We start from the raw sequence: 23,400 nt of genomic DNA, 5'->3' as shown, positions 1-23,400 counted from the left end.
CCAATACACTATTATGAAAGACTTGCACGAAGTACTGAAAAAAGAAAAGTACAAGAAGATTACTTTTAAAGTATCTAAAACCCAACATTTGCTCATTAAAGCAACCATCAATGGTATTTCGGGTAACTTTATTTTAGATACCGGTGCTTCCAACAGTTGTGTGGGTTTCAACAGTATTGAAAAATTTAATCTAAAAGCCGGGAAGTCAAAAACCAAAGCGGCAGGTGCCGGCGCTACGGGCATGACCACTCAAATCGCTAAAAACAATACCTTAAAAATAGGGCGCTGGAAAACCGAGGCTTTGCATTTGGTGATTTTTGACATGACTCATGTAAACGAAGCGTTGACGCAATACAAAGCCAAACCGGTAGATGGGATTATCGGCGCGGATATCTTACTCGAAGGTAAAGGCATCATCGATTACTTTAACCATTGCTTGTACCTGAAGTAAAATGTTTCTTCATCGAATAATACGCTAAAACCGTACTGAGTAACATCAAAAATCCGCCTAAAACAAACGGTGCCCCGGGGAACTGAAACGGGGCTTCTTTATGGGTGAAAAAGTAAAAGGTATTGGTCATCATGGGCGGACCGATAATCGCAGAGGCACTCATCAAACTGGCTAACGTTCCCTGAATTTCGCCTTGCTCATTAGGCGGAACTTGCCCCGAAACTTCCGATTGTAAAGCCGGTCCGGCGATACCGCCCAAACAATACGGCACCAAAAAAGCAAACAGCATCCAACTTTCACTGGCAAAAGCAAACAATACCATGCCAATGGTGTACAACGACAATCCCAGGTATATGCTTTTTTGATTTCCCAAACGCGGACTCGTAAAACGCACCAAACCGCCTTGAACCAACCCTACTAAAAGTCCGACCACACCTAACGAAATCCCCACCATTTTTTCATCCCAACCAAAGCGATACATGGTAAAAAAACTCCAATTGCTGTGCACGGCATGCGACCCTACATACAACAAAAAAATAGCCGCAATCAACCCGATTAAGGTCGGGTATTTTTTTAACCGTAACAAAGCGCCCACCGGATTGGCCCGCTTCCATTCAAAAGCACGTCGGTTTTCTTTAGCCAACGATTCGGGTAAGATAAAATACCCGTATAAAAAGTTCAGCAAGCACAAAACAGCGGCCGCGTAAAACGGCACACGGGAACCGTACTGACCTAACAAACCGCCAATCACCGGACCAATAATAAAGCCCAAACCAAATGCCGCGCCTATCATCCCGAAATTCTTGGCGCGGGTTTCAGGCGTACTCACATCGGCAATATAAGCCGACGCTGTTGTGATGCTGGCTCCGGTCAATCCGGCAATGATTCGGCCTACAAACAACCAAAAAATATTGGGCGAAAAAGCCAACAACAAATAATCCATGGCAAACGCAAAAAGCGAAATCAAAATAATCGGACGACGGCCGTATTTGTCGCTCAAATTGCCAATGAGCGGCGCACAAATAAATTGCGTAATCGCATAAGCAAAGGTCAACCAACCTCCGTATTTGGCGGCTTCACTAATGTCGCCGTGAATCAATTCGGCTATCAACTTTGGAATTACCGGAATGATAATACCCCAGCCGGTAATGTCGATAAGCATGGTTATAAAAATAAAGCCTATCGCCGCTTGTTTTTGGTTTTTTTTCATAAAATAGGTTTGTTTGGGCGTGCCCCGCCCATGGCGGGTCGTGCTGTCCGCAGTACGCGGTACTTGCTTCCATCACTCACGCGCTCTGCAAATAAACGAAAAATCCCGTTGAGAAGACCAAACGGGACTTTTATACACAACATTCAAAAACTATAACGTTTTTGGAACCCGGATAAAAAGCAAAACCCGACATTACTGTCGGGCCCGCCATCCACAATTATACTAATTTATTGTTATAGTTTTGTTGACTACTTTTCCAATTTCATCCAAAAAAAGTCATTCCATCCTTCAATAAGTCGGGTTGGGTCGGTATTTTTGCTTCGGTCTTGCTCCGGAATTTGTACAATTTTTTTATCCTTAACCGTGAACTTGTAAATTCTTGGGTTGGCTTCCCCTTCAACAGTCAATTCCACTCTGTACGCACCATCGGTTAAATCGGCAAATTTAATTTCACCCGGTTTGTTCACTAATTTGAACGCACACTGCACTTCGTTCCATTTGGCTTGCTCTACTTGAGCGGTGTTCGGTCCGTTACCGTAGTGTTGCGCATACAATTTGTTGTCTTTGAACATGTTTACCGACCATTTTACGCTCTTATTTGTTTTTCGGCTGTTCGATGGATTCGGCATAAATTCTTCGTGCGTGATGTAAAACCCGAAAAGAAGGTTTCCGGTATTGGCATGATTCATATAGGCAAAATTATTCCATGGACCACGAACCACATACATTTCATTCATCGCCGCATACGGATCATTATTGGTTAATTTCACCAATTCAAAATCAAACGAATAAAACATTTTATCGCCGGCATAAAAATCCAATCGGTAATTTCCGGGACCCCAGTCTGTGATAAAGGATTCCGAATGTCCTACCCATTCGCCATCACGTTGGTAACGGCTGCTTGGCTCATTGAACTTGGTCTTCTTACCGTCATCAAAAACTTGGTCTCCCGAATATTCAAAATAGTTCATGTATTGGTTGTCTTTGAATACTTTGATTCTTAAATACTCCGACTGATCCGAAAAAGCATGAACTGTTCTTCCGTCAACCGTTTTATTCGGGATAAAAGTGGCCGTATAACTATTAATTAATCCCGGGCTGGAACCTGTTCCGTAAAGCAGCGAGTTGAAGGTTATGGCCGGTGTTTGTTTGAACATCGTCCAATCTAGTTTTAAACCGGTCGGGAAACCGCCTCCTCCTTTTTTCTTTTTCCCGCCTTTAGTGGCTTCACTGGCTTTATCAACCACTTCTGAAGCTTGAGAGGCTTGGTTTTTTGCTTTGTTCAATTTGTTTAACAACTGTGCCTGGCTGCTTACGGTAAACGCGATACAAGCCAGCAAAATAATTTTTTTCATCTTTGGTTTTTATAAAAAATGGTTAATAGTGTAGATTATTCCTTTATCACTTTCAATGTTTTTACTTCGTTATCAGAAGTCACTTTTATCAAGTAGGTTCCTGAAGCCAAACGAGAAACATCTATTGAAGCTTCGTTGGCATTTAAAGATTTTGAGATTACTTCCTGCCCTAATAGATTGAAAATTGAAACGGTCGTAATTGCTTTTTCAAATGAAACGTTAACGATATCGCTAACAGGGTTGGGATACACTTTTAACTCATTAGCGACAAAATCTTCGTTAGAAAGTACGGAAGCATAACATGAAATGTAAGTAAATGTGCTTTTTTGTACATAAGTGCCGTCGCCTATTTGACCTGTGACATTGCTTCCCGTACCTCGAATAAAGCCATCATTATTGATGACTAAGGCGTGATACCCTCCTGCAGAAATTTTGTTTGAATCCAGAGAAGTACCCACTTGCGTTGGGATATATACATCAGACGTATTCCCGGATGTGCCGAGACCTAACTGCCCGGAATAATTATAACCCCAACTCCAAAAGGAAAGATTATTTTTGGTAGCAATGGTATAACGAGTACCGGCGGATACCTCTAACCAATCCGTTGCCGTTCCGACCTGAATAGGAGTTGTTCTGTAAGTAGTTGTTCCATCGCCAAGTTGCCCGGTTGAATTTTCGCCCCAAGTCCAAAGTGTACCGTTGGTCTTTATGGCCGCACAATGGTGTTGTCCTCCGGCTAATTTTAACCAATTGGTATCAGTACCTATTTGAGTAGGACTGTTGTTTTGATTAGAGGTTCCATATATATTAAATCTCGAACCCCAAAACCATAAAGTTCCGTCTGTTTTTAGGGCAAGAGAATGATTTATTCCCGTTGCTATAGTTTGCCAATTTGTAGCTGTGCCAATTTGTGTTGGCGTAGGTTTATTCACCGTGGTGTTATCGCCCAATTGTCCGTATTCATTTTTACCCCAAGCCCATAGTGTACCATCTGTTTTTAAAGCGATGGTATGGTTCCATCCGTCACTAACACTTAACCAATTGGTAGCGGAGCCTAATTGAGTAGGAGTAGCTATAACATAATTTGTATTTCCGGTACCTAATTTTTCGCCAGCGTTACTCCCCCAAACCCAAAGTGTTCCATCCGCTTTTATGCCGTATGAAGAGGAATAACCGGCATGTACTTTAACCCAATTATTGGCTGTTCCTATTTGTGTTGGAATGTTTTTAGTTACATCAGTGCCATCGCCTAATTGGTATAATACATTTCTACCCCAAGCCCAAAGGGTTCCGTCATTTTTTATGGCTAAAGAGTGATACTCTCCGGCACTAATACTTTGCCAGCATTGTGCAGATAGTTGTAATGATATACATAATAATAAAATAGTAATGGTTCTTTTCATATTTGCTGTTTTGGATGAAACTTTTTTGAAGTTTGATTGAATTCCCGCCAAAACTATGCGATAAGAACGGTCAGACCAATTTGTTTATCGGACTATTTATAAATAATCAGCTGATCAAATAAGAGGTATACTATTGATTTTAAAAGACTTATTCGGTATTTTCCAATTTTTCAATATAGTAATTCGGAGAGAGTCCGGTTTGCTTTTTAAAAACGCGGACCAACGTATTGGCATCTTTATAGCCTACTTCTTCGGCTATCGCCTGCAAGGTATATTTGCGAAAATACGGTGCCTCAACTAACTTTTGGAGTACATAATGGATGCGCAATTCCTGGGTATATTCTGAGAAGGTTTTTTGCATCACCTGATTGAAGTATTGCGATAAATAAGCCGTGTTGGTATTTAATTTTTTGGCCACAAAACCCAATTTGAAATTCGGATCTAAAAAAGCTTCTTTCTGCTCTAATTTTTTTAACCCCGACGCCAATTTATCAATAAGTTCATCATCCATAAGGGGCTTAGGCTGTGCTTCTGTAGTGTTGTCGGGTGCTTTATCAATCCCTGATATTTTGGAGTCTTTCAGGTTTTGGATAATTTTTAAAAAGCGATAATGCTTTTCTTTCTGATCCTTATAGTAAAAATAAAAACTGAAAACCACGATGGCTAAAACAATCAAAATACTGAAAAGTGAGATTTTGAAATAATTCTTTGCGGCAATAACGGCATTCGATTCCTCTTTTATTTTATTCAAATCATAGTTGTGCAAAAAATTCAACGATTTATTTTTGATGCCTTCTATGGATTGAATTAATGCCAAACTCTTTTGGGCATAACGATACGCATTCTTAGCATCATTTTTCTCGTTATAACATTGTGTCATAATGTTATAGGCCATCAAAAGATTTTCTTTTGACACTTTAGTCACGGGATAACTCTTGATGTATTTTTCACAATAGAAAAAGGCAGAATCCACTTGTTTTACATGATAAAAACAATCGGCCATCCCTAAATCAAATAGCTGAACGGTTCTGATATGTTCCTGAATCACCGGATACTTCTTTCCTTTTCGATACAACGACAGCGATTGGACATAATGCCCGGCTAGCGCTGCACTTTTGGCTTCCCGCATATACAACAATGCTTTGGTGTACTCGGGGTAAAAGTTCTCTTGCAGCAACATATTAGCAGCTATATTGAAATGGTGATTTGCAGAATCGAGGTAAACCGCTTTTTTGGATTGAATATAATACTGTTGGTACGCTTCTCCTATAAAATTGTATTTATCGGCAAATAATTTTTTATTCATCACCCTTTTTTCACCTACTCCCAATTTTAAGTGTGGCGAAGTCTTTAATTCTTGCTTCAACAAAGCAATACCATTGACATAATCACCCATGGCCACTTTGATTAAACCATATTGCTCGTTAAAATGACTATTGGGTAACCGCTTTTTATATTTATCCAAGTAAAACAAGGCCAAGTCATATTCTCCTAAATTCTTATGAATGTAGAAAAGCTTGTTGACACACATGCCTGTTAAAGCCTGGTATACTTTGCTCGATTTGTCCAAATCGCTTTTCTCAATCGTAGCGATAAGCGCCATGAGCTGTTGCTTGGCTTTGGTAAACTCGGATTTATTGTAAAAATAATTGGCCACATAATACCGGCCGAAAAAGCGAAACAATTCGTCTTTATCCTTACTGATTGCCAAAGCTTCCGCATAGGCTTTATCGGGATTCGCAATGAGTTGTTCCTGTATGTATCGGGTTTTTTTAATTTGACGTTCATTTAACTCCTGAGCCAAGGCCGAAGAGAAAAACAATAGCATTACAAAATGAAAGATAATTTTATGCATGGGAAAAAGGAAAAAAATGCAAAAAAAATTTAGTCCGCTAAAATAAATAATAAGCTATACTTTTCATGAATTATCTTCAAGAATAGTTTTTATTCTCCGGATGTACTTCTTTTAAAGTGCAATAAGAACCCTTTTTACCAAAAAAAAATCCCGTCTCTTTATAACAAGACGGGATTTACATATATAGGCGCCTCATCCGAGGCGGTAGAAACCCTACAGCTCTAAAGCTTTCTTAGGGTTGTTGTCCATTAAAATTTCAACCGGATTTTCTAACGCTTCTTTGACCGCTACTAGGAATCCAACCGACTCACGCCCGTCAATAATACGGTGGTCATACGATAACGCTACATACATTACCGGTGCAATGACGATTTGTCCGTTTCTTACGATAGGTCTTTCTACCACGTTGTGCATCCCCAAAATCCCCGATTGCGGCGGATTAATAATCGGCGTACTCAACATACTTCCAAAAACACCACCGTTAGAAATGGTAAACGTTCCGCCGGTCATTTCGTCCACGGTGATTTGTCCGTCACGTGCACGCAACGCCAATCTTTTAATTTCGGCTTCTACCCCGCGGAACGATAATAATTCGGCATTGCGCATAACCGGAACCATCAAACCTTTAGGGCCGGAAACCGCTACCGAAATATCGCAGAAGTCATAAGAAATCTTCTCTTGCCCGTCAATCATCGAGTTCACATCCGGGTATAATTGTAACGCGCGGGTTACCGCTTTGGTAAAGAACGACATAAAGCCTAAGCCTAAACCGTGTTTGGCTTTGAATTCTTCCTTGTACTGATCGCGCAACGCGTAGATATTCGTCATATCCACCTCGTTGAACGTAGTTAACATCGCCGTTTCGTTTTTGGCCGATACTAATCTTTCGGCTACTTTACGACGCAACATCGACAACTTGGTTCTTTCGGTACCGCGGCTACCTCCGGTTGGCGTTCCCATGGAAGGTACCGCATTAACGGCATCTTCTTTGGTAATGCGTCCGCCTTTTCCGGTGCCTACGATGTCAGAGGGTTGTATGTTTTTTTCTTCTAATATTTTACGAGCCGCCGGAGACGGTGTTTGAGCCGCATACGTTGTGGCCGGAGCCGGAGCCGCTTTGGGTGCTTCTGGTTTTTTCTCCTCTGCTTTCGGTGCTTCCGCTTTAACTTCAGCAGCCGGAGCCGGAGCTGCACCGCTTGGTTTGGCGGCACCGGTGTCGATTAAACAAACCACGGCACCTACCGCTACTGCATCACCTTCGGAAGCTTTCAGGGTAATGATACCACTGGCTTCTGCCGGTAATTCTAAGGTAGCTTTATCAGAGTCTACCTCAGCAATGGCTTGGTCTTTTTCTACATAATCACCGTCCTGTACTAACCAAGTGGCAATTTCTACTTCTTTAATCGATTCGCCCGGTGAAGGGACTTTCATTTCTAAAATCATACTACTATATTTTAGTTTATGTTATTGGTTTTATAGTTTTACCGAATGTCCACCGGACATTCTCCTCTTAATCTCAAATCTAGCCCCGATGGAAGCGGCATCCTTTTGTTTTGTTATCCTGTACCGAAACTTCGGGAGTCGAAGGACAAAACAAAAGATATAGCGGACAGCGGGAATCAGCTCCTAACGGAATAAATTCTTGTCAAATACCATACGAATCGCATCGGCATGACGTCTTCTGTCGCGCGTGTGACTTCCGGCAGCCGGTGCAGCATAGGCTTTTAACGAAGCCAAACGCCACGGCACCAAGTCGAAATTCATGAGCATATAGCTGTAAGCACCCATGTTTTTTGGTTCTTCCTGTGCCCAAACGAAATCGTCGGCATTCGGATAACTCGCAATCACAGCTTTCAATTGCTCCACCGGTAACGGGAACAACTGCTCAAGGCGTACCAAAGCTACATCATTTCGACCCAAGTTTTCTCTTTCGGCCAAAATATCGTAATAGAATTTTCCGGTACAGAATACCAGTGTTTTTACTTTTTTCTTGTCAACCGACGTATCGTCGATGACTTCTTGGAACTGACCGTTGTACAATTCTTCGCGAGTGGACACACACAACGGGTGACGCAACAAACTTTTTGGCGAAAATACCACCAACGGTTTGCGGAATTTCGTTTTCATTTGGCGACGCAACAAGTGGAAGAAGTTGGCCGGTGTGGTACAATCGGCTACATACATATTGTGACGGGCGCACAATTGCAAGTAACGCTCCATACGGGCCGACGAGTGTTCGGCGCCTTGTCCTTCGTAGCCGTGCGGTAACAAGAGTACGATTCCGTTTTGGTTGTTCCATTTGTCTTCCCCACACGAAATGTATTGGTCAATCATGATTTGGGCGCCATTGGAGAAATCCCCGAACTGCGCTTCCCAAATGGTCAAGGCATTCGGATTGGCTAGGGCGTAACCGTAGTCAAACCCAAGAACCCCATATTCGGAAAGAAACGAATTGAAGACGTTGAACTTTCCTTTTTTGTCTTTTAACGTATTTAACAAAATTACCTCTTCTTCGCTGTCTTCCACTTTTACGACGGCATGACGGTGCGAGAAAGTACCACGCTCCACATCCTGACCGGAAATACGCACATCGTATCCCTCAGTCAAGAGCGTACCATACGCCAAGGTTTCGGCTGTTCCCCAATCGATGGCGTCGTTGTCGTACATCGTTTTGCGGTCGGTAACGATTTTGGTAATCTTGTTGATGAATTTTTTATCGGCCGGTAAGGTGGAAATGGTTTCTAAAATGGCGTCCAATTTCTTTTTATCGAATTGGGTATCGACTTTTTTCAGCATTTCGTCATCAGAAACCTGTACGAATCCTTTCCATTCATCTTGCATAAACGGCTTGATGATGGTTTTATCTTTTTTACGAGAAGCCTGTAGGTTTTCATCCAACTTGGCTTTGTATTCGTTTTCTATTTTGGTGATGTAAGCCGCATCGACTATACCCGAGGTAATCAATTGTTCGGCATAAATATCTCTTGGGTTTTTATGACGGGCAATGATTTTGTACAATACCGGTTGGGTAAAGCGCGGCTCATCGCCTTCGTTGTGACCGTATTTTCTATACCCTAACAAATCGATAAACACATCGCGACCAAACTGCATACGGAAGTCCAACGCAAACAACATCGCGTGTACAACGGCTTCGGTATCATCGGCGTTAACGTGCAATACCGGAGACAAGGTCACTTTGGCAATGTCGGTACAATAGGTAGACGAACGCGCATCGAGATAGTTGGTGGTAAAGCCCACTTGGTTGTTAATCACGATGTGAATGGTACCACCGGTTTTATACCCGTCGAGTTGCGACATTTGAATAATTTCATACACGATACCTTGTCCGGCTACGGCCGCATCCCCGTGAACGGCAATAGGCAATACTTTGGAGAAATCATCCGGGAAATATTTATCTTGTTTGGCACGGGTAATTCCTTCAATCACAGCACCTACGGTCTCCAAGTGTGATGGATTCGGTGCCAAGTTAATGTTGATTTTTTTACCCGAACTGGTTTTTCGCTCGGCGGTTAACCCTAAGTGGTATTTTACATCGCCGTCGAAATATTCTTTATCGTAGTCTTTTCCATCGAATTCGGAGAAGATATCTTGGGTTGGTTTTCCGAAGATGTTGGCCAACGTATTCAAACGACCGCGGTGTGCCATTCCCATTACAAAATGCTCTACGCCTTTTTCGGCTGCAGCTTCAATCACGGCATCGAGAGCCGGAATTAAACTTTCACCTCCTTCGAGTGAGAAGCGTTTTTGTCCGACATATTTAGTATGCAAAAAGTTTTCGAAAGAAACCGCTTCATTTAACTTGCCCAAGATGTGTTTCTTTTGTTCGGCATTAAAATTCGGCTGGTTATCGTTACTGTTGATTCGCTCTTGTACCCAATTCACAAAAATCGGGTTTTCCATATGCATGTATTCGATACCGATGTGCTGACAGTAAATATTTTTAAGATGCTCGAGGATTTGTCGTAGCGTTGTGGGTTGCTTTCCTAGAATCTTAGCGGCATCAAACACAGTATCTAAATCGGCCGTTGACAAACCAAAATTTTCAATATCGAGATTAGGAGAATAGGTTCTTCTTTCACGTACCGGATTGGTTTGGGTAAACAAATGACCACGGGTTCTGTAGCCATCAATCAATCGTAAAACATTAAATTCTTTTTGCAATTTATCGGAAACAACGCTACAATCCTGATTGCTGTCTGAGGCATAAACGACCTGCCCTTCGGCTTGCTCCTCGTTATAGGTCGTCATTCCGAAGTCGAACCCTTGAAAAAAGGCGCGCCAACTTGGCTCTACGCTGTCGGGATTTTGAAGGTATTGTTCGTATAAATCGGCAAAAAATTCGGTGTGTGCTGCATTTAAAAAGGAAAACCTATCCATGATTTATCGCTATATAATCTTAGTATTAGAAAATCAGATGCAAAAGTATGACATTTGTAATAATCTTTCAATGTTTTTAGTACATTTATAACGCTAAATAAATATACACATTGCGATGCAAATGAATCCATTTAAAACTCTTGTAAAATTAGGGTCATTTCTACTATTTTTGACCGTTTCGAATACCGGATTTTCGCAAGAACAAAATTCACCTAAAGCTAAAACCGACAGTTTTTGGGATCATGTGCAATTTGGAGGCGGATTTGGATTAGCGGTCGGCAATGATTTTACGGACATTACCATAGCACCCAGTGCCATTTACCGGTTTAACAGCCCTTTTGCTGCCGGTGTGAGTTTGCAATACAGCCATTTGAAACAGAAAAATTTTTACACTTCTAACGTGATCGGTGCGAGTTTGATCGGATTGTACAATCCAATTGAAGAAATACAATTATCGGTGGAATTGGAAGAAGTTAACGTGAATAACACCTACGCCGATTTGTATGGCAATATTAAAAGAAGTTTTTGGAATACCGGATTGTATTTAGGCGCCGGTTATTGTGCCGAGAACGTTACGATTGGTGCGCGATTTAATGTATTGTTTGACAGAGATAAAGACATTTACAGCGATGCCTTTATGCCTTTTGTAAGAGTTTATTTTTGAGTTATGAAAACATTATTTTCTTCTTTGTTTCTGCTTTTTAGTTTGGCAGGATTTTCACAACAGCCGGTTTCGTTGGTTTTGGGAAAAACGAACCATTCATTCTCAACCAATGCTGCAACTTTAAATGTCAAAGACATTTCATTTAACCTGTATCTTACTGACATTAAAAATTACAGCAACCAATATTTACTTGTGGTTTACAACCCGATGACACAAATGAATGACCATTATGTCAATGTTAGCAATCAATATTATGTAACGAATACTAAATCGTTTCCGATTTATAATTTTGACGGAAGCCGAATAGATTCTTTCAATCCCAGTGGGGTTCGCGACTTGGGAAGCGGCATTGTTAATGGTGTTGTAAATTCGTTTTTAAAAAAGTTTTAATAGCGGTTTCGAAACCAAACCTTCATCCATTCTCTTCGTAAAATCAGAAAGGCGATTTGCTCGGAAAGTTGCATGGTGTCAGCACCTTGCAATTGCTTGATATTCTCTTCGGGAACGTCGATAATATATAGTAAGTTGAGGAGTTCCGTGTATTGGTACTGAATTAATCGGTAGATTTTTTCATGCAATTGTACTTTGAGTTCATGGGGAGAAGTGCTTTGCGGAAAATCGACCGGTTCGTTGGCCAAATTGAAATCTTTGTTGAGTTGCTCAATCAGTTTGGCATACAGATTTTCTTTCTCGGCTTCCGAGAGCAATTGATCGGTATTTAATGGCGCTACAAACAAATGAAAATGGGATTTAAAGTAAACGTCTGCAATACTCTTTTGAATAAGGTATCCTATACAAATTTAGACATTTCTGCTCATCAATTTATCGCCAAAGGCTCTCAAAATGATTTTTTTAGCCTCACTGATATTCATAGTATCAAGTGTTTGAAAAGCCTTCAGGGTGTATTCCTGAATAGCACTTTGCGTGGCCTCGGCGGCACCCGTTTGGGTAAAGATTCGCTTGACCGAATTGATTTTATCGGTATTGTCATGGGGTTGAATTGAAAATAAATGCAGCAGCTGTTCTTTCTCCTCCGGTTGGGCAAACTCCATGGCTTTCAGATACAAATAGGTTTTTTTGTTTTCGATGATGTCACCTCCTACTTGCTTTCCGAACGTTTCGGGATTGCCGAAAGCATCCAAAAAGTCGTCTTGCAATTGAAAGGCTATCCCTAAATTGAGCCCGAAATCGTAAATAGCCGAGGCATTTTCCTCTGAGGTTTCGGCTACAATGGCACCCATTTTCATGGCCGCGCCGACCAAAACCGCAGTCTTAAACTCAATCATTTTTAAATATTCGGGAATGGTAACATCGTCCCGGGTTTCAAAATCCACATCGTACTGTTGGCCTTCGCATACCTCAAGTGCCGTTTTACTGAATAATCGGGCTAATTTTTGAAACGTTTCCGGCTCGTAGCTCTCAAAATAACGATAGGCTAAAATTAACATAGCATCGCCCGAAAGTATCCCGGTGTTCACATCCCATTTTTCATGCACCGTTTCTTTCCCCCTGCGCAGCGGCGCATCATCCATGATGTCATCATGAATCAATGAAAAGTTATGAAACACTTCCACAGCGGTAGCTGCCGGCAATGCCAATCGGCAATCGGCCTCAAAAACCTCAGCGGCCATCAACGTTAAAACCGGACGAAGACGCTTACCACCTAAGGAAAGAATGTAGCGAATGGGCTCGTATAAATTTTTAGGTTCATTCTTTAAAGCTAAAGCCTCAAAATGGTTGGAAATTATGTCTTGGTATTGGGAAACAGCACGCATGAAGTTTTTTTGGCTAATGTAATTCAAATAATGGTTTTAATCAAGCAAGGGGCGAATGTTAAATTTACGTTAATACTTTGGAAACTATTTTAGTGTTAAAAGTTTCCATTATACTTTTGCCGCATTATTTAAGAATTGTATGGCAGTGCAATTCTGATACCCCCTAAACAAATGAAAGATAAAATCATCAAAAAAGCAACAGACATGTTTTTGAAACTAGGTTTTAAAAGCGTTACCATGGATGATATTGCTTGTGAAATGTGTATCTCCAAAAAAACGATTTACAAATATTTCAGCAACAAAGAAAAGCTAATTGAAGAAGGTACCGAAGTAGTGCATCAAAAAATTCACGCCATGATGGATGAAGTCTTAGCGCAAAATCACAATGCTATTGCCGAGAACTTCGAAATGAGAGAAATGTTCAAACAGATGTTTCAATCGTTTGACCAATCGCCGGCTTATCAATTAAAAAAACATTACCCTGAAATCTATGAAAAGATGATGGCCAATGAAATTGAAGATTGCAGCCATATGTTTCGACAAAACATTATCAAAGGAATTGCCGAAGGGTTATACCGAAAAGAGACTGACATTGAGGCTGCTGTCAAATTTTATTACACGCTGATTTTTTCCATCAACGAAAACACCATGTTGGAAAAAGAGGCCTACGAACTGGAAGCTAAAGCTTTGGAGTACCATACCCGGGCGATTGCAACGCCGGAAGGCATTACTGAACTCGAAAAACATTTACAGAAATTCAATATATAATCATCAATCTATGAAAAACAAATTAGTACTAACATTTCTCTTGGCCGTAAGCAGCTTATGGGCTCAAGAACCACAGCAATCGTATTCGTTTAGTTTGCAACAAGCCATTGATCATGCCTTGCAAAACAACTATTCGGCCATCAACGCCAATCGAGACGTAGAAGCCGCCAAAAAGAAAAAGTGGGAAACCACCACCATTGGTTTGCCGCAACTCAATGCCGTGGTGGACTACCAAAACAATTTTGAATTGCAAAAATCGTTGATTCCGGCCGAATTTTTTGGCGGAAATCCGGGTGAATTTGCTGAAGTGGCTTTCGGAACCAAACACAACATGAATGCCCGAGCCACATTAAGTCAGCTTATTTTTGACGGTTCGTATTTGGTAGGATTACAATCGGCACGTACGTATTTAAAAATCTCGGAAAACGCCAAGGTAAAAACCCAACAAGAGCTGAAAGAAATTGTCATCAACTCTTACGGCAATGTATTATTGGCACAAGAAAGCGTTTTGATTTTGGAAAAAAACAAAACCATTTTGACCAAAACGCTCAACGATACCCGAGAAGTTTTTAAAAACGGATTAATCGAGGAAGAAAATGTAGAGCAACTTCAGTTAACCTTGGCGTCGATAGAAAGTTCTTTACAGTATTCCGTTCGTATGAAAACCATTGCCAACAACATGTTGAAATTGGTGTTGGGGATTCCGCTGGAAAAAGAGTTAATCCTAACCGACAATTTATCGGCACTCACCGACAACAACCTGGATTTGGCTTTGTTGAAAGAAGAATTTAATGTAACGAATAACATCGATTACAAAATCGGTCAGAACAATCAGGAATCAAAACGATTGTTGATGTTGTTTGAAAAAAGCAAAGCCTTACCCTCTATTGGGGCAGCCGTTAATTTTGGTTACAATGCTTTCAACAACGAATTCCGATTTTTTGCGTCGGATCAAAAATGGTTGAACTATTCTAACTTAGGGTTGAATTTAAACATTCCTGTTTTCAGCAGTTTCGGCAGAAGCGCTCGCACGCAACAAGCGAAAATCGCCTTCGAACAAGCCAAAACCCAATTAACCGAAACCGAACAAAAGCTGCAATTGCAATTCCAAAAAGCAAAAAGCGATTACGAATACAGTTTGGAGCAATTTGCTACCGCCAAAAACAATTTGAGTTTGGCCGAACGCATCGAAAACAAACAATCCATTAAGTTTCGCGAAGGCTTGTCTTCGAGTTTCGACTTCACCGAAGCACAGCAACAGTTGTATGCCAAACAACAAGACTACCTGCAATCTATGGTAGACGTTATCAATAAAAAAGCAACGCTTGAGAAAATTTTAAATAAAAACTAATCTAATATATCATCCATGAAAAAGACAATCATACTATCCCTTTTAACCGTTGTGCTCGTTGCCTGTGGTGGCAAAGAAGGAAACCAAACGGTAGACAAACTTATTGAAACCAAAAACATCAAAGGTTTACAAGAAAAGAAAGCCGCTTTGCAAGCTGAAATCTTAAAAATCGAAGACGCTTTAGCGGTTTTAGATGTAAAAAAAGAAGAAGCTTTGGTTTCAGTTGAAACAGTAAAAGACACGGTTTTCAATCATTATTTAGACATTCAAGGTAGTGTTGATACCAAAGAAAACATCCTGATTCAACCGGAGTTTAGCGGTACGCTGACTTCGTTAACTGTTAAAGCCGGGCAAAGTGTAACGAAAGGTCAAATTTTAGGCCGTGTAGATGACGCCGGCATCAGTCAACAATTAGCCAGTGCGCAAAACCAATACGAGTTGGCCAAAACTACTTTTGACAGACAAAAAAATCTTTGGGACAAAAAAATCGGTTCTGAAATACAGTATTTACAAGCACAAACCCAAATGGTTTCGGCTCAAAAAGCGGTAGCTCAAATCAAAGCACAATTGGCCAAAACTGTAATTCGTGCGCCGTTTTCCGGAACTATTGACGAAGTATTTGTGGAAAAAGGTCAAGTAGTAGCTCCTAGTGCCCAAGGGTTAATGCGAATAGTAAACTTAGGCAATATGTATGTTTCAACTACCGTTCCGGAAACCTATATCGGCAAACTGAAAGTAGGCACCGAAGTAGATGTATTTTTAGCCTCTTTGGGCAAAACCTATAAAGGAAAAGTGCGTCAGGTGGGTAACTTTATCAATCCCAACAATCGTAGTTTCGGTATTGAAGTAAGTGTACCAAATCCGGACAACTTGTTGCGCCCGAATCAAGTAGCCAAACTTAAAATCATCGATTATGTGAATAAAGAGGCTATTGTAGTCCCTACGAATGTGATTCAGGAAGACGGCGAAGGCAACAAATTTATTTACATTGTGGAAGGCAGCAACGGAAAAACCGGAACCGCCAAAAAATGTGTGGTTACGACCGGAAAATCATCCGACAACGTCACTGAAATTGTGTCCGGATTAAAAGCCAACACCATTATTGTTACCGACGGTGTAAACAATATCTCCGAAGGCATGAAACTTAATTTCTAAAACGTTGTACGTTCTAAGTTTTTAAGTTCAGGGTTTTGATCAATCTTTAACTTATAACTTACAACTCATAACTTATAACCAAAATATATGTCACATCAAAATAAAGAATTCAGTATATCCAGTTGGGCGATAGATAATCGCGTAACCGTTTACATATTTACGTTCCTTATTGTCATTACCGGTTTGATTGCTTATGTCACCATGCCGCGTGAGGACTTCCCGGAAATTATTGAAAACAAAGTGTACATTTCTTCTGTATTCCCGGGGAATTCAGCGGAAGATGTTGAAAAGCTCATTATCAAACCGCTCGAAAAAGAAATCAAGAACATCAGCGGTGTCGATAAAATCACGGCCAGTTCATTCCAGGATTACGGGATGATTATTGTGGAGTTTACCGATAAAGTAGGTATCGAAGAAGCCAAGACCAAGATTAAAGATAAAGTCGATATTGTTAAAGCCGATACCGATTGGCCCAACTTAGACAACGGCAGCAAAGTGGAACCGAGCGTTTTTGAGCTGAATATTTCGGAAGAAGTGCCGATTTTGAACATCAACTTAAAAGGAAACTACACCACGCAACAGCTTAAAAAATACGGAGAGAAACTCCAAGATGATATTGAGGAAATTCCCGAAGTAAAAAAAGTAGATATTTTGGGTGTGGATGACAAAGAGGTGGAAATTGCGGTTGACATCTTCAAAATGACGGCAGCTCAAGTTTCTTTTGACGACATTCAAAATGCCGTAAAATACGAAAACATGACGCTTTCGGGCGGAAACTTAATTTCTCAAGGCTCGCGCAACAACATCCGCATTGTAGGAGAAATCAAAGACCCGAAAGAACTCGAAAACGTGATTGTAAAATCGTACGGCGGTAGCGTGTACTTAAAAGATATTGCCAAAATCTCCTTTAAGGAGAAAGAAAAAACGACCTATGCCCGTGAAAGAGGTAAAGAAGTGGTGATGCTCAACGTTAAGAAACGTTCGGGACAAAACATGATTTCGGCTATCGAACAAGTAAAAGAAAAAATCAAAACGGCCCAGGAAAATTACCTGCCCGATGATTTGCGAATCGATTTGACCAACGATCAGTCTTCGCGTGTGGAGCATCAGGTAGACGAACTTTCCAACCACATCATTTTCGGTATTGTACTGGTAATGATTGTATTGATGTTTACCATGGGATTGCGCAACTCCTTATTCGTGGGTGCCGCAATTCCGTTATCCATGTTGATGGCTTTCACCATTTTATCGGCCTTCGGAATGACCCTGAATACCATGGTTTTATTCGGATTGGTTATGGGATTGGGAATGCTCGTGGACGACGGTATTGTGGTTGTAGACAACGTATTTGCCAACATGAAAAAGGGTATGCCGCGGGTACAAGCCTCCAAAATCGGTATTGGCGAAATTGCCTGGCCGGTAATCTCTTCCACCGCAACCACTTTGATGGCGTTCTTACCGTTCGCTTTATGGCCGGGCACTATGGGTAAATTTATGATCTATTTCCCGTTAACGCTTTCGGTGACGTTAGGCGCTTCCTTATTCGTGGCGATGATTGTAAACGCTGCCATGACCGGTGGCTCGATGGATATTGAAGACCGCAATGTGACCAAAAAATCACTAAAAACCTACTCCATCCTCTTCGGAATTATCGGTGTTATTTTTGTGATTATAGGCAATGTGTACGATTCTAAATTGGGCAGAGCTATCGGTCACTTAGCCATTATTGCCTTGGGATTGATGTGGTTGTACAAATGGAAATTGTACCAATGGACACAAGACTTCCAGCACGATTTCTTCCCGCGCATGGAAGAAAAATACAAACGTTTCTTGGCCAAAGTGCTTACCGGAAGTAATGCCTGGAAAGCATTGTTGGGTATCATCGGGATGTTGTTCTTGTCCTTTATTTTAGTGGGGGTTTTCCCGAGAAAAGTATTGTTCTTCCCCGATAACATTCCGAACCAAGCTATTGTATATATCGAATATCCGCAAGGAACCGATATCGAAAAAACCAACAAGGCAACTTTATTTGTAGAAAAACAAGTAATTGACATCCTAAGCAAATACGTAGACGAAAAGACCCAAACCAATTTCTTGGCCGAAAGTATCGTGTCACAAGTGGGTGTGGGTGCCGGAAACCCTAACGTAGATGCCGGATCGGCTTCGGAAACGCCGTTTAAAGGGAAAGTAACCGTAAATTTCTCCGAGTTCAAATTCAGACGCGGTTATAATACGTCGGATGTTTTAGAGGAAATCAGAGCCAAAGTAAAAGGAATTGCAGGTGCCATCGTAACGGTAGAAAAAGATGCTAACGGTCCTCCGGCCGGTTACCCGATCAGTGTGCAGTTAACCGGTAGTGATTACGACCAAATGTTGGTGGAAGCCGACAAAATGATTGCGTTTATTGACAGCAAAAACATTCCGGGTATCGAAAAATTGAGTGTCGATGTGAACAAACAAAGTCCGGAATTGGAAGTTACTGTTGATCGTGTAAATGCCGGAAGCACCGGAGTATCTACCGGACAGCTTGGCTTCAATTTACGCCGCTCAGTGTATGGTCAGGAAATTTCAACCTTCAAAGAAGGCGATGATGATTACAACATCGTGGTTCGTATGCAGGAAGACCAACGTAAAAATGAGAACATTTTGTTCAATCAATCGATTACCTTCCGCAACCAAAATAACGGTCAAATTGTTCAGGTGCCTATTTCGGCAGTTTCCAAAACCGAAAAAACGTACACTTATAACCAAATTAAGAGAAAGAACTACAAACGAATTATGACCATTTATTCGAATGTACTCACCGGTTATAACGGAGACGAGATTACCAAACAAATTCAAACCGAATTGAAAGGATATCAATTGCCGAAAGGCATCACCTACTCCTTTTCGGGTGTTCAGGAAGAACAAGGGAAAAACCAAAGTTTCCTGATGTACGCGTTGTTCTTGGCCATGGCCGGAATCACCATCATTATTGTACTTCAGTTTAACTCGGTTTCCAAAACGATAGTGATTTTGTTTACCGTATTGCTGAGTTTCAGTGGTGTATTCTATGGTTATGTGATTGCCAACATGGATTTCGTGATCCTGATGACCATGATGGGTATTATATCCCTGGCGGGAATTGTGGTGAAAAACGGTATCGTTTTAATGGACTTCTTTGTATTGTTATTAGATCAAAAAGTACGCGAAAAAGGTGTGGAAAGTCACGACGATTTGAACTTAGACGAAATCAAAGAAGTGATTATCGAAAGTGGAAAATCGCGTTTGCGTCCGGTATTGTTGACGGCCTTGACGGCTGTGTTAGGTTTGATTCCGTTAGCCATCGGATTGAATTTCGACTTCTTCGGATTGGTAACCGATTTGAATCCGCACTTGTATATGGGTGGTGATAACGTAATTTTCTGGGGGCCATTGGCCTGGACCATCATCTTCGGATTGACGTATGCTACCGTACTGACATTGGTTATGGTACCGGTCATGTTCTTCTTGGTGAAGCGTACTAAGTATTGGTTACGCGATCGAAGAAATGCTCGAAAAGCTTTAGAATCTTAACACATATTTCAAATCAAAACAAAAAAGGAACTCCATTAGAGTTCCTTTTTTTATATTGCAGAAAATTAAACCCATGAAAAAAATTGTTTTGCTGCTGATACTCGCGTGTTTCTCATGCGATTCTAATCAAGAATTCCGAACGGTAACCATCGCCAATAAATATACTATTGACTTACCCGACTCTATGGAAAAAACCGAAAATCTCAACGGTGACGCTTCCTTGCAATATCAGAATCTGATGGGCGAATTATATACTATTGTGATTGATGAGACCAAAGAGAGTTTTCACAATGCTATAGCAATTAATGCTATTGATATTGAGCCCAGCTTAGACGGATACAGCAATGTGGTACGCAGCAATTTTACCGATAAAATAAAAGGGTTGACGATTTCTGAAGAAGCTGAAACTAAGATTCACGGTAAAAAAGCAAAACTCTTCTCAATTACCGGAAATGTAGAAGGCTACGATGTTTTTTACCGTTATGCCATCGTAGAGGGAAAATCGAACTATTACCAAATTATGGTATGGACCGAAAAATCCAGAAAAGAGAATCACAAAGAAACTATCAATCGTATCATCAACTCTTTTAAAGAGATTGACAAGCATGAGAAGTTGTACAAATCATAAATAAAAAAAGGAACTCTAAAGGGTTCCTTTTTTTACAGTACGAATTGCTTTTATTTGTTTACAATCGCCTCTTGTTTCCAGTTTTTCACAGAAGCAACGCGACTATTGGCATAGTCTACTTCGGCTAACGATTTTTGGTTCCAAAAAAACCATTTCCCGGTTTTTTGACCATTGTTGTATTCTCCGCTCGACTTTTTATTTCCTTGTTCGTCGTAGGCAATCCAAACTCCGGTTAACTTTCCGTCTTTAAAGTATCCTTGTTGCTGGATTTTTCCATTATCGTAGTAATAGGTTGCTTTTACCAAATTCCCTTCTTGTTCCAAAACCGGTTTTTGGCTTTGGGCAAAAGCAAAAACACTGCTGAATAACGCGCTTAAAATCAATATCTTTTTCATAACTGTAGGTTTAATGGTTACTATTATCATATCAAAAGTATAAATTAATTTACATTAAAAAAACTTTTTGTTAACAATTTGGTAACATTGAAGTAAAATTTAACATTGGGATTCAAGAAGTTCCTTAAAAATTAAATCAAATTAGCCGTTGGTTAACTGTAAAAACTTGAAACAAAACACTATTTTTGCACTCAAATTTTAGTTCAAAATGTACAGAAGTCACAGCTGTGGCGCACTCAATGCCACACACATCAATACCGAAGTTACGCTAGCCGGTTGGGTTCAAAAATCACGCGATAAAGGATTTATGATATGGGTAGATTTACGCGACCGTTACGGGATTACCCAATTGATCTTTGACGAACAACGCACCGATAAAGCCGTTTTTGAAAAAGCCAAATCGTTGGGTAGAGAATTTGTCATTCAGGTTAAAGGAACCGTAATCGAGCGGGAATCCAAAAACCCGAATATGGCTACAGGGGATATTGAGATTTTGGTATCGGAACTGACTGTTTTAAACGAAGCCATGTTACCGCCGTTTACTATCGAGGACGAAACTGATGGCGGCGAAGACATTCGAATGAAATACCGTTACCTTGACATCCGGAGAAATCCTGTAAAAAATGCCTTACTTTTTCGGCACAAAGTAGCCATGGAAGTTCGCAACTATTTATCGGAATTGGATTTTTGTGAGATCGAAACCCCTTATTTAATCAAATCCACTCCCGAAGGTGCCCGTGATTTTGTAGTGCCCAGTCGGATGAATCAAGGACAATTTTACGCTTTGCCACAATCGCCGCAAACGTTCAAACAATTGCTTATGGTAGGTGGTATGGATAAGTATTTCCAAATTGTAAAATGTTTCCGCGATGAAGATTTACGCGCCGACAGACAACCGGAATTCACCCAAATCGATTGTGAGATGGCCTTTGTGGAGCAAGAAGATATTTTAAACGTTTTTGAAGGCTTAACGCGTCATTTGTTAAAAGCATTAAAAGGCATCGAAGTCGACCAATTTCCGAGAATGACGTACGATTACGCCATGAAAACCTATGGTAACGACAAACCGGATATTCGATTCGACATGAAATTCGGCGAATTGAATGCAGTGGCTCAACATAAAGATTTTGCCGTGTTCAACTCAGCTGAACTCGTAGTAGGTATCGCCGCTCCGGGTTGTGCCTCCTACACCCGTAAAGAAATTGATGCCTTGATTGACTGGGTAAAACGACCACAAATAGGGGCTTCAGGCATGGTGTATGTAAAATGCGAAGCCGACGGAACGTTCAAATCTTCGGTAGATAAATTTTACGACCAAGACGATTTAAAAAAATGGGCCGATGCCACCAACGCCAAGGCCGGTGATTTAATTTTAATCTTATCGGGTAACGCCAACAAAACAAGAGCACAATTGTCGGCACTTCGTATGGAAGTCGCCACACGATTGGGCTTACGTAAGCCTGATGAATTTGCACCGCTATGGGTAGTAGACTTCCCGTTATTGGAATGGGACGAAGAAAGCGGTCGTTACCATGCGATGCACCATCCGTTTACCTCTCCAAAACCGGAGGACATGAAACTCATAGAAACGGATCCCGGAAAAGTGCGTGCCAATGCTTATGACATGGTATTAAACGGTAACGAAATCGGCGGTGGTTCCATTCGTATTCACGACAAAGAATTACAAAGCAGAATGTTCAGTTTGTTAGGGTTTACACCGGAACAAGCCGAAGCGCAATTCGGCTTCCTGATGAATGCTTTCCAATTTGGTGCGCCACCGCATGGTGGATTGGCTTTCGGTTTAGACCGATTGGTGGCCATTTTGGGCGGACAAGAAACGATTCGCGACTTCATTGCGTTCCCTAAAAACAATTCGGGACGTGATGTGATGATTGATGCCCCATCTGCAATTGATGAAGCGCAATTAGCGGAGTTACACATTCAATTGAATATTGCGAAATAAATATCATATTCTCATTTTAACAGAGCGCCATTATTTAAAAATTAACAAATGATGGCGTTTTTGTTTTCATTTTTTAGAATATTTCAAATATTATATTGAAAATCATTCAATTAAATTTTTAATTTTTTGTTATTTTTTTATTTTTTTTATCCTATTTTTTTGGCTATGTCGCAAATAAGTATATCTTTGAGCATTATTAATTATTTTTTTATTACAAATGCGCACAGGTAAAGTTAAATTCTTCAATGAATCAAAAGGTTACGGTTTTATTACTGATGACGAGACAGGAAAAGACATTTTCGTACATGCTACCGGAATTAAATCAGACGGTTTAAACGAAGGAGATAAAGTATCTTACGAAGAAGAAGACGGTAGAAAAGGTAAAGTAGCGGCTCAAGTAGTGGCTATCGAAGACTAATATATATTATTTTTTGATTACCTAGATTGACTCAACGTCCCGAAAATTTCGGGACG

Annotated in this window: 19 protein-coding genes; 10 read left to right on the top strand and 9 right to left on the bottom strand. The window is 40.7% G+C overall.

Annotation, left to right across the window (positions count from 1 at the left end; all coding sequences use genetic code 11):
* Positions 1-13 precede the first annotated feature (13 nt).
* Positions 14-451: a retropepsin-like aspartic protease gene (locus tag QHT84_RS03115; protein ID WP_283238077.1), complete on the top strand. Its 438-nt coding sequence runs from the start codon at positions 14-16 to the stop codon at positions 449-451.
* Here QHT84_RS03115 and QHT84_RS03110 read toward each other — a convergent pair.
* The 6 genes from QHT84_RS03110 to QHT84_RS03085 all read right to left on the bottom strand — a co-directional run bounded on the left by QHT84_RS03110 (position 426) and on the right by QHT84_RS03085 (position 10,672).
* Complete coding sequence (locus QHT84_RS03110) at positions 426-1,661, bottom strand: TCR/Tet family MFS transporter (RefSeq protein WP_283238076.1); 1,236 nt, start codon at positions 1,659-1,661, stop codon at positions 426-428. The genes QHT84_RS03115 and QHT84_RS03110 overlap by 26 nt on opposite strands.
* A gap of 248 nt (positions 1,662-1,909) precedes the next feature.
* A complete protein-coding gene (locus QHT84_RS03105) occupies positions 1,910-3,016 on the bottom strand; it encodes a hypothetical protein (RefSeq protein ID WP_283238075.1) in 1,107 nt (368 codons plus the stop codon).
* A gap of 35 nt (positions 3,017-3,051) precedes the next feature.
* Positions 3,052-4,419 (bottom strand): T9SS type A sorting domain-containing protein, encoded by a 1,368-nt coding sequence (locus tag QHT84_RS03100; protein WP_283238074.1) that lies wholly within the window; start codon positions 4,417-4,419, stop codon positions 3,052-3,054.
* 148 nt (positions 4,420-4,567) lie between these two features.
* Positions 4,568-6,274, bottom strand: coding sequence for a helix-turn-helix domain-containing protein (locus tag QHT84_RS03095; protein WP_283238073.1), 1,707 nt, complete (start codon positions 6,272-6,274; stop codon positions 4,568-4,570).
* Between the two features lie 213 nt (positions 6,275-6,487).
* Positions 6,488-7,717, bottom strand: a complete 1,230-nt coding sequence (odhB, locus tag QHT84_RS03090; protein WP_283238072.1) for a 2-oxoglutarate dehydrogenase complex dihydrolipoyllysine-residue succinyltransferase — start codon at positions 7,715-7,717, stop codon at positions 6,488-6,490.
* 183 nt (positions 7,718-7,900) lie between these two features.
* The gene (locus QHT84_RS03085) at positions 7,901-10,672 is read right to left on the bottom strand and encodes a 2-oxoglutarate dehydrogenase E1 component (protein WP_283238071.1); all 2,772 of its coding nucleotides are present in this window, start codon (positions 10,670-10,672) and stop codon (positions 7,901-7,903) included.
* A gap of 121 nt (positions 10,673-10,793) precedes the next feature.
* Between QHT84_RS03085 and QHT84_RS03080 the strand changes: the two genes are divergently transcribed.
* Positions 10,794-11,336 (top strand): hypothetical protein, encoded by a 543-nt coding sequence (locus QHT84_RS03080; RefSeq protein WP_283238070.1) that lies wholly within the window; start codon positions 10,794-10,796, stop codon positions 11,334-11,336.
* Positions 11,337-11,339: 3 nt separating this feature from the next.
* On the top strand, positions 11,340-11,726 hold the full coding sequence (locus QHT84_RS03075) for a hypothetical protein (RefSeq protein WP_283238069.1): 387 nt from the start codon (positions 11,340-11,342) through the stop codon (positions 11,724-11,726).
* On the opposite strand, the gene QHT84_RS03070 is transcribed toward QHT84_RS03075, so the two are convergent.
* Both QHT84_RS03070 and QHT84_RS03065 read right to left on the bottom strand, forming a co-directional pair.
* The gene (locus QHT84_RS03070; protein ID WP_283238068.1) at positions 11,723-12,073 is read right to left on the bottom strand and encodes a hypothetical protein; all 351 of its coding nucleotides are present in this window, start codon (positions 12,071-12,073) and stop codon (positions 11,723-11,725) included. The genes QHT84_RS03075 and QHT84_RS03070 overlap by 4 nt on opposite strands.
* A 63-nt stretch (positions 12,074-12,136) precedes the next feature.
* Positions 12,137-13,111: a polyprenyl synthetase family protein gene (locus QHT84_RS03065; RefSeq protein WP_283238311.1), complete on the bottom strand. Its 975-nt coding sequence runs from the start codon at positions 13,109-13,111 to the stop codon at positions 12,137-12,139.
* Positions 13,112-13,282: 171 nt separating this feature from the next.
* Between QHT84_RS03065 and QHT84_RS03060 the strand changes: the two genes are divergently transcribed.
* The 5 genes from QHT84_RS03060 (at position 13,283) to QHT84_RS03040 (ending at position 20,568) form a co-directional block, all read left to right on the top strand.
* Positions 13,283-13,879 carry a TetR/AcrR family transcriptional regulator gene (locus QHT84_RS03060; protein ID WP_283238067.1) on the top strand — a complete coding sequence of 199 codons (597 nt, stop codon included), beginning with the start codon at positions 13,283-13,285 and terminating at the stop codon, positions 13,877-13,879.
* A gap of 10 nt (positions 13,880-13,889) precedes the next feature.
* The gene (locus QHT84_RS03055; protein WP_283238066.1) at positions 13,890-15,230 is read left to right on the top strand and encodes a TolC family protein; all 1,341 of its coding nucleotides are present in this window, start codon (positions 13,890-13,892) and stop codon (positions 15,228-15,230) included.
* Positions 15,231-15,245: 15 nt separating this feature from the next.
* Positions 15,246-16,385, top strand: a complete 1,140-nt coding sequence (locus QHT84_RS03050) for an efflux RND transporter periplasmic adaptor subunit (RefSeq protein WP_283238065.1) — start codon at positions 15,246-15,248, stop codon at positions 16,383-16,385.
* A gap of 87 nt (positions 16,386-16,472) precedes the next feature.
* The gene (locus QHT84_RS03045) at positions 16,473-19,940 is read left to right on the top strand and encodes an efflux RND transporter permease subunit (protein ID WP_283238064.1); all 3,468 of its coding nucleotides are present in this window, start codon (positions 16,473-16,475) and stop codon (positions 19,938-19,940) included.
* Positions 19,941-20,013: 73 nt separating this feature from the next.
* A complete protein-coding gene (locus QHT84_RS03040; protein WP_283238063.1) occupies positions 20,014-20,568 on the top strand; it encodes a PsbP-related protein in 555 nt (184 codons plus the stop codon).
* Positions 20,569-20,618: 50 nt separating this feature from the next.
* Here the strand turns inward: QHT84_RS03040 and QHT84_RS03035 are convergent, their stop codons facing one another.
* Positions 20,619-20,963 carry a toxin-antitoxin system YwqK family antitoxin gene (locus QHT84_RS03035; RefSeq protein WP_283238062.1) on the bottom strand — a complete coding sequence of 115 codons (345 nt, stop codon included), beginning with the start codon at positions 20,961-20,963 and terminating at the stop codon, positions 20,619-20,621.
* A 208-nt stretch (positions 20,964-21,171) separates the two neighbouring features.
* Between QHT84_RS03035 and aspS the strand changes: the two genes are divergently transcribed.
* Together aspS and QHT84_RS03025 are read left to right on the top strand one after the other, a co-directional pair.
* The gene (gene aspS / locus QHT84_RS03030; protein ID WP_283238061.1) at positions 21,172-22,926 is read left to right on the top strand and encodes an aspartate--tRNA ligase; all 1,755 of its coding nucleotides are present in this window, start codon (positions 21,172-21,174) and stop codon (positions 22,924-22,926) included.
* 217 nt (positions 22,927-23,143) lie between these two features.
* Positions 23,144-23,344 carry a cold-shock protein gene (locus QHT84_RS03025; RefSeq protein WP_283238060.1) on the top strand — a complete coding sequence of 67 codons (201 nt, stop codon included), beginning with the start codon at positions 23,144-23,146 and terminating at the stop codon, positions 23,342-23,344.
* Positions 23,345-23,400 lie beyond the last annotated feature (56 nt).

Origin of the sequence: Flavobacterium sedimenticola, assembly GCF_030053345.1 — a bacterium.
Classification (GTDB): Bacteria; Bacteroidota; Bacteroidia; order Flavobacteriales; family Flavobacteriaceae; genus Flavobacterium; species Flavobacterium sedimenticola.
This window is presented reverse-complemented; position numbering and strand designations above follow the sequence as displayed.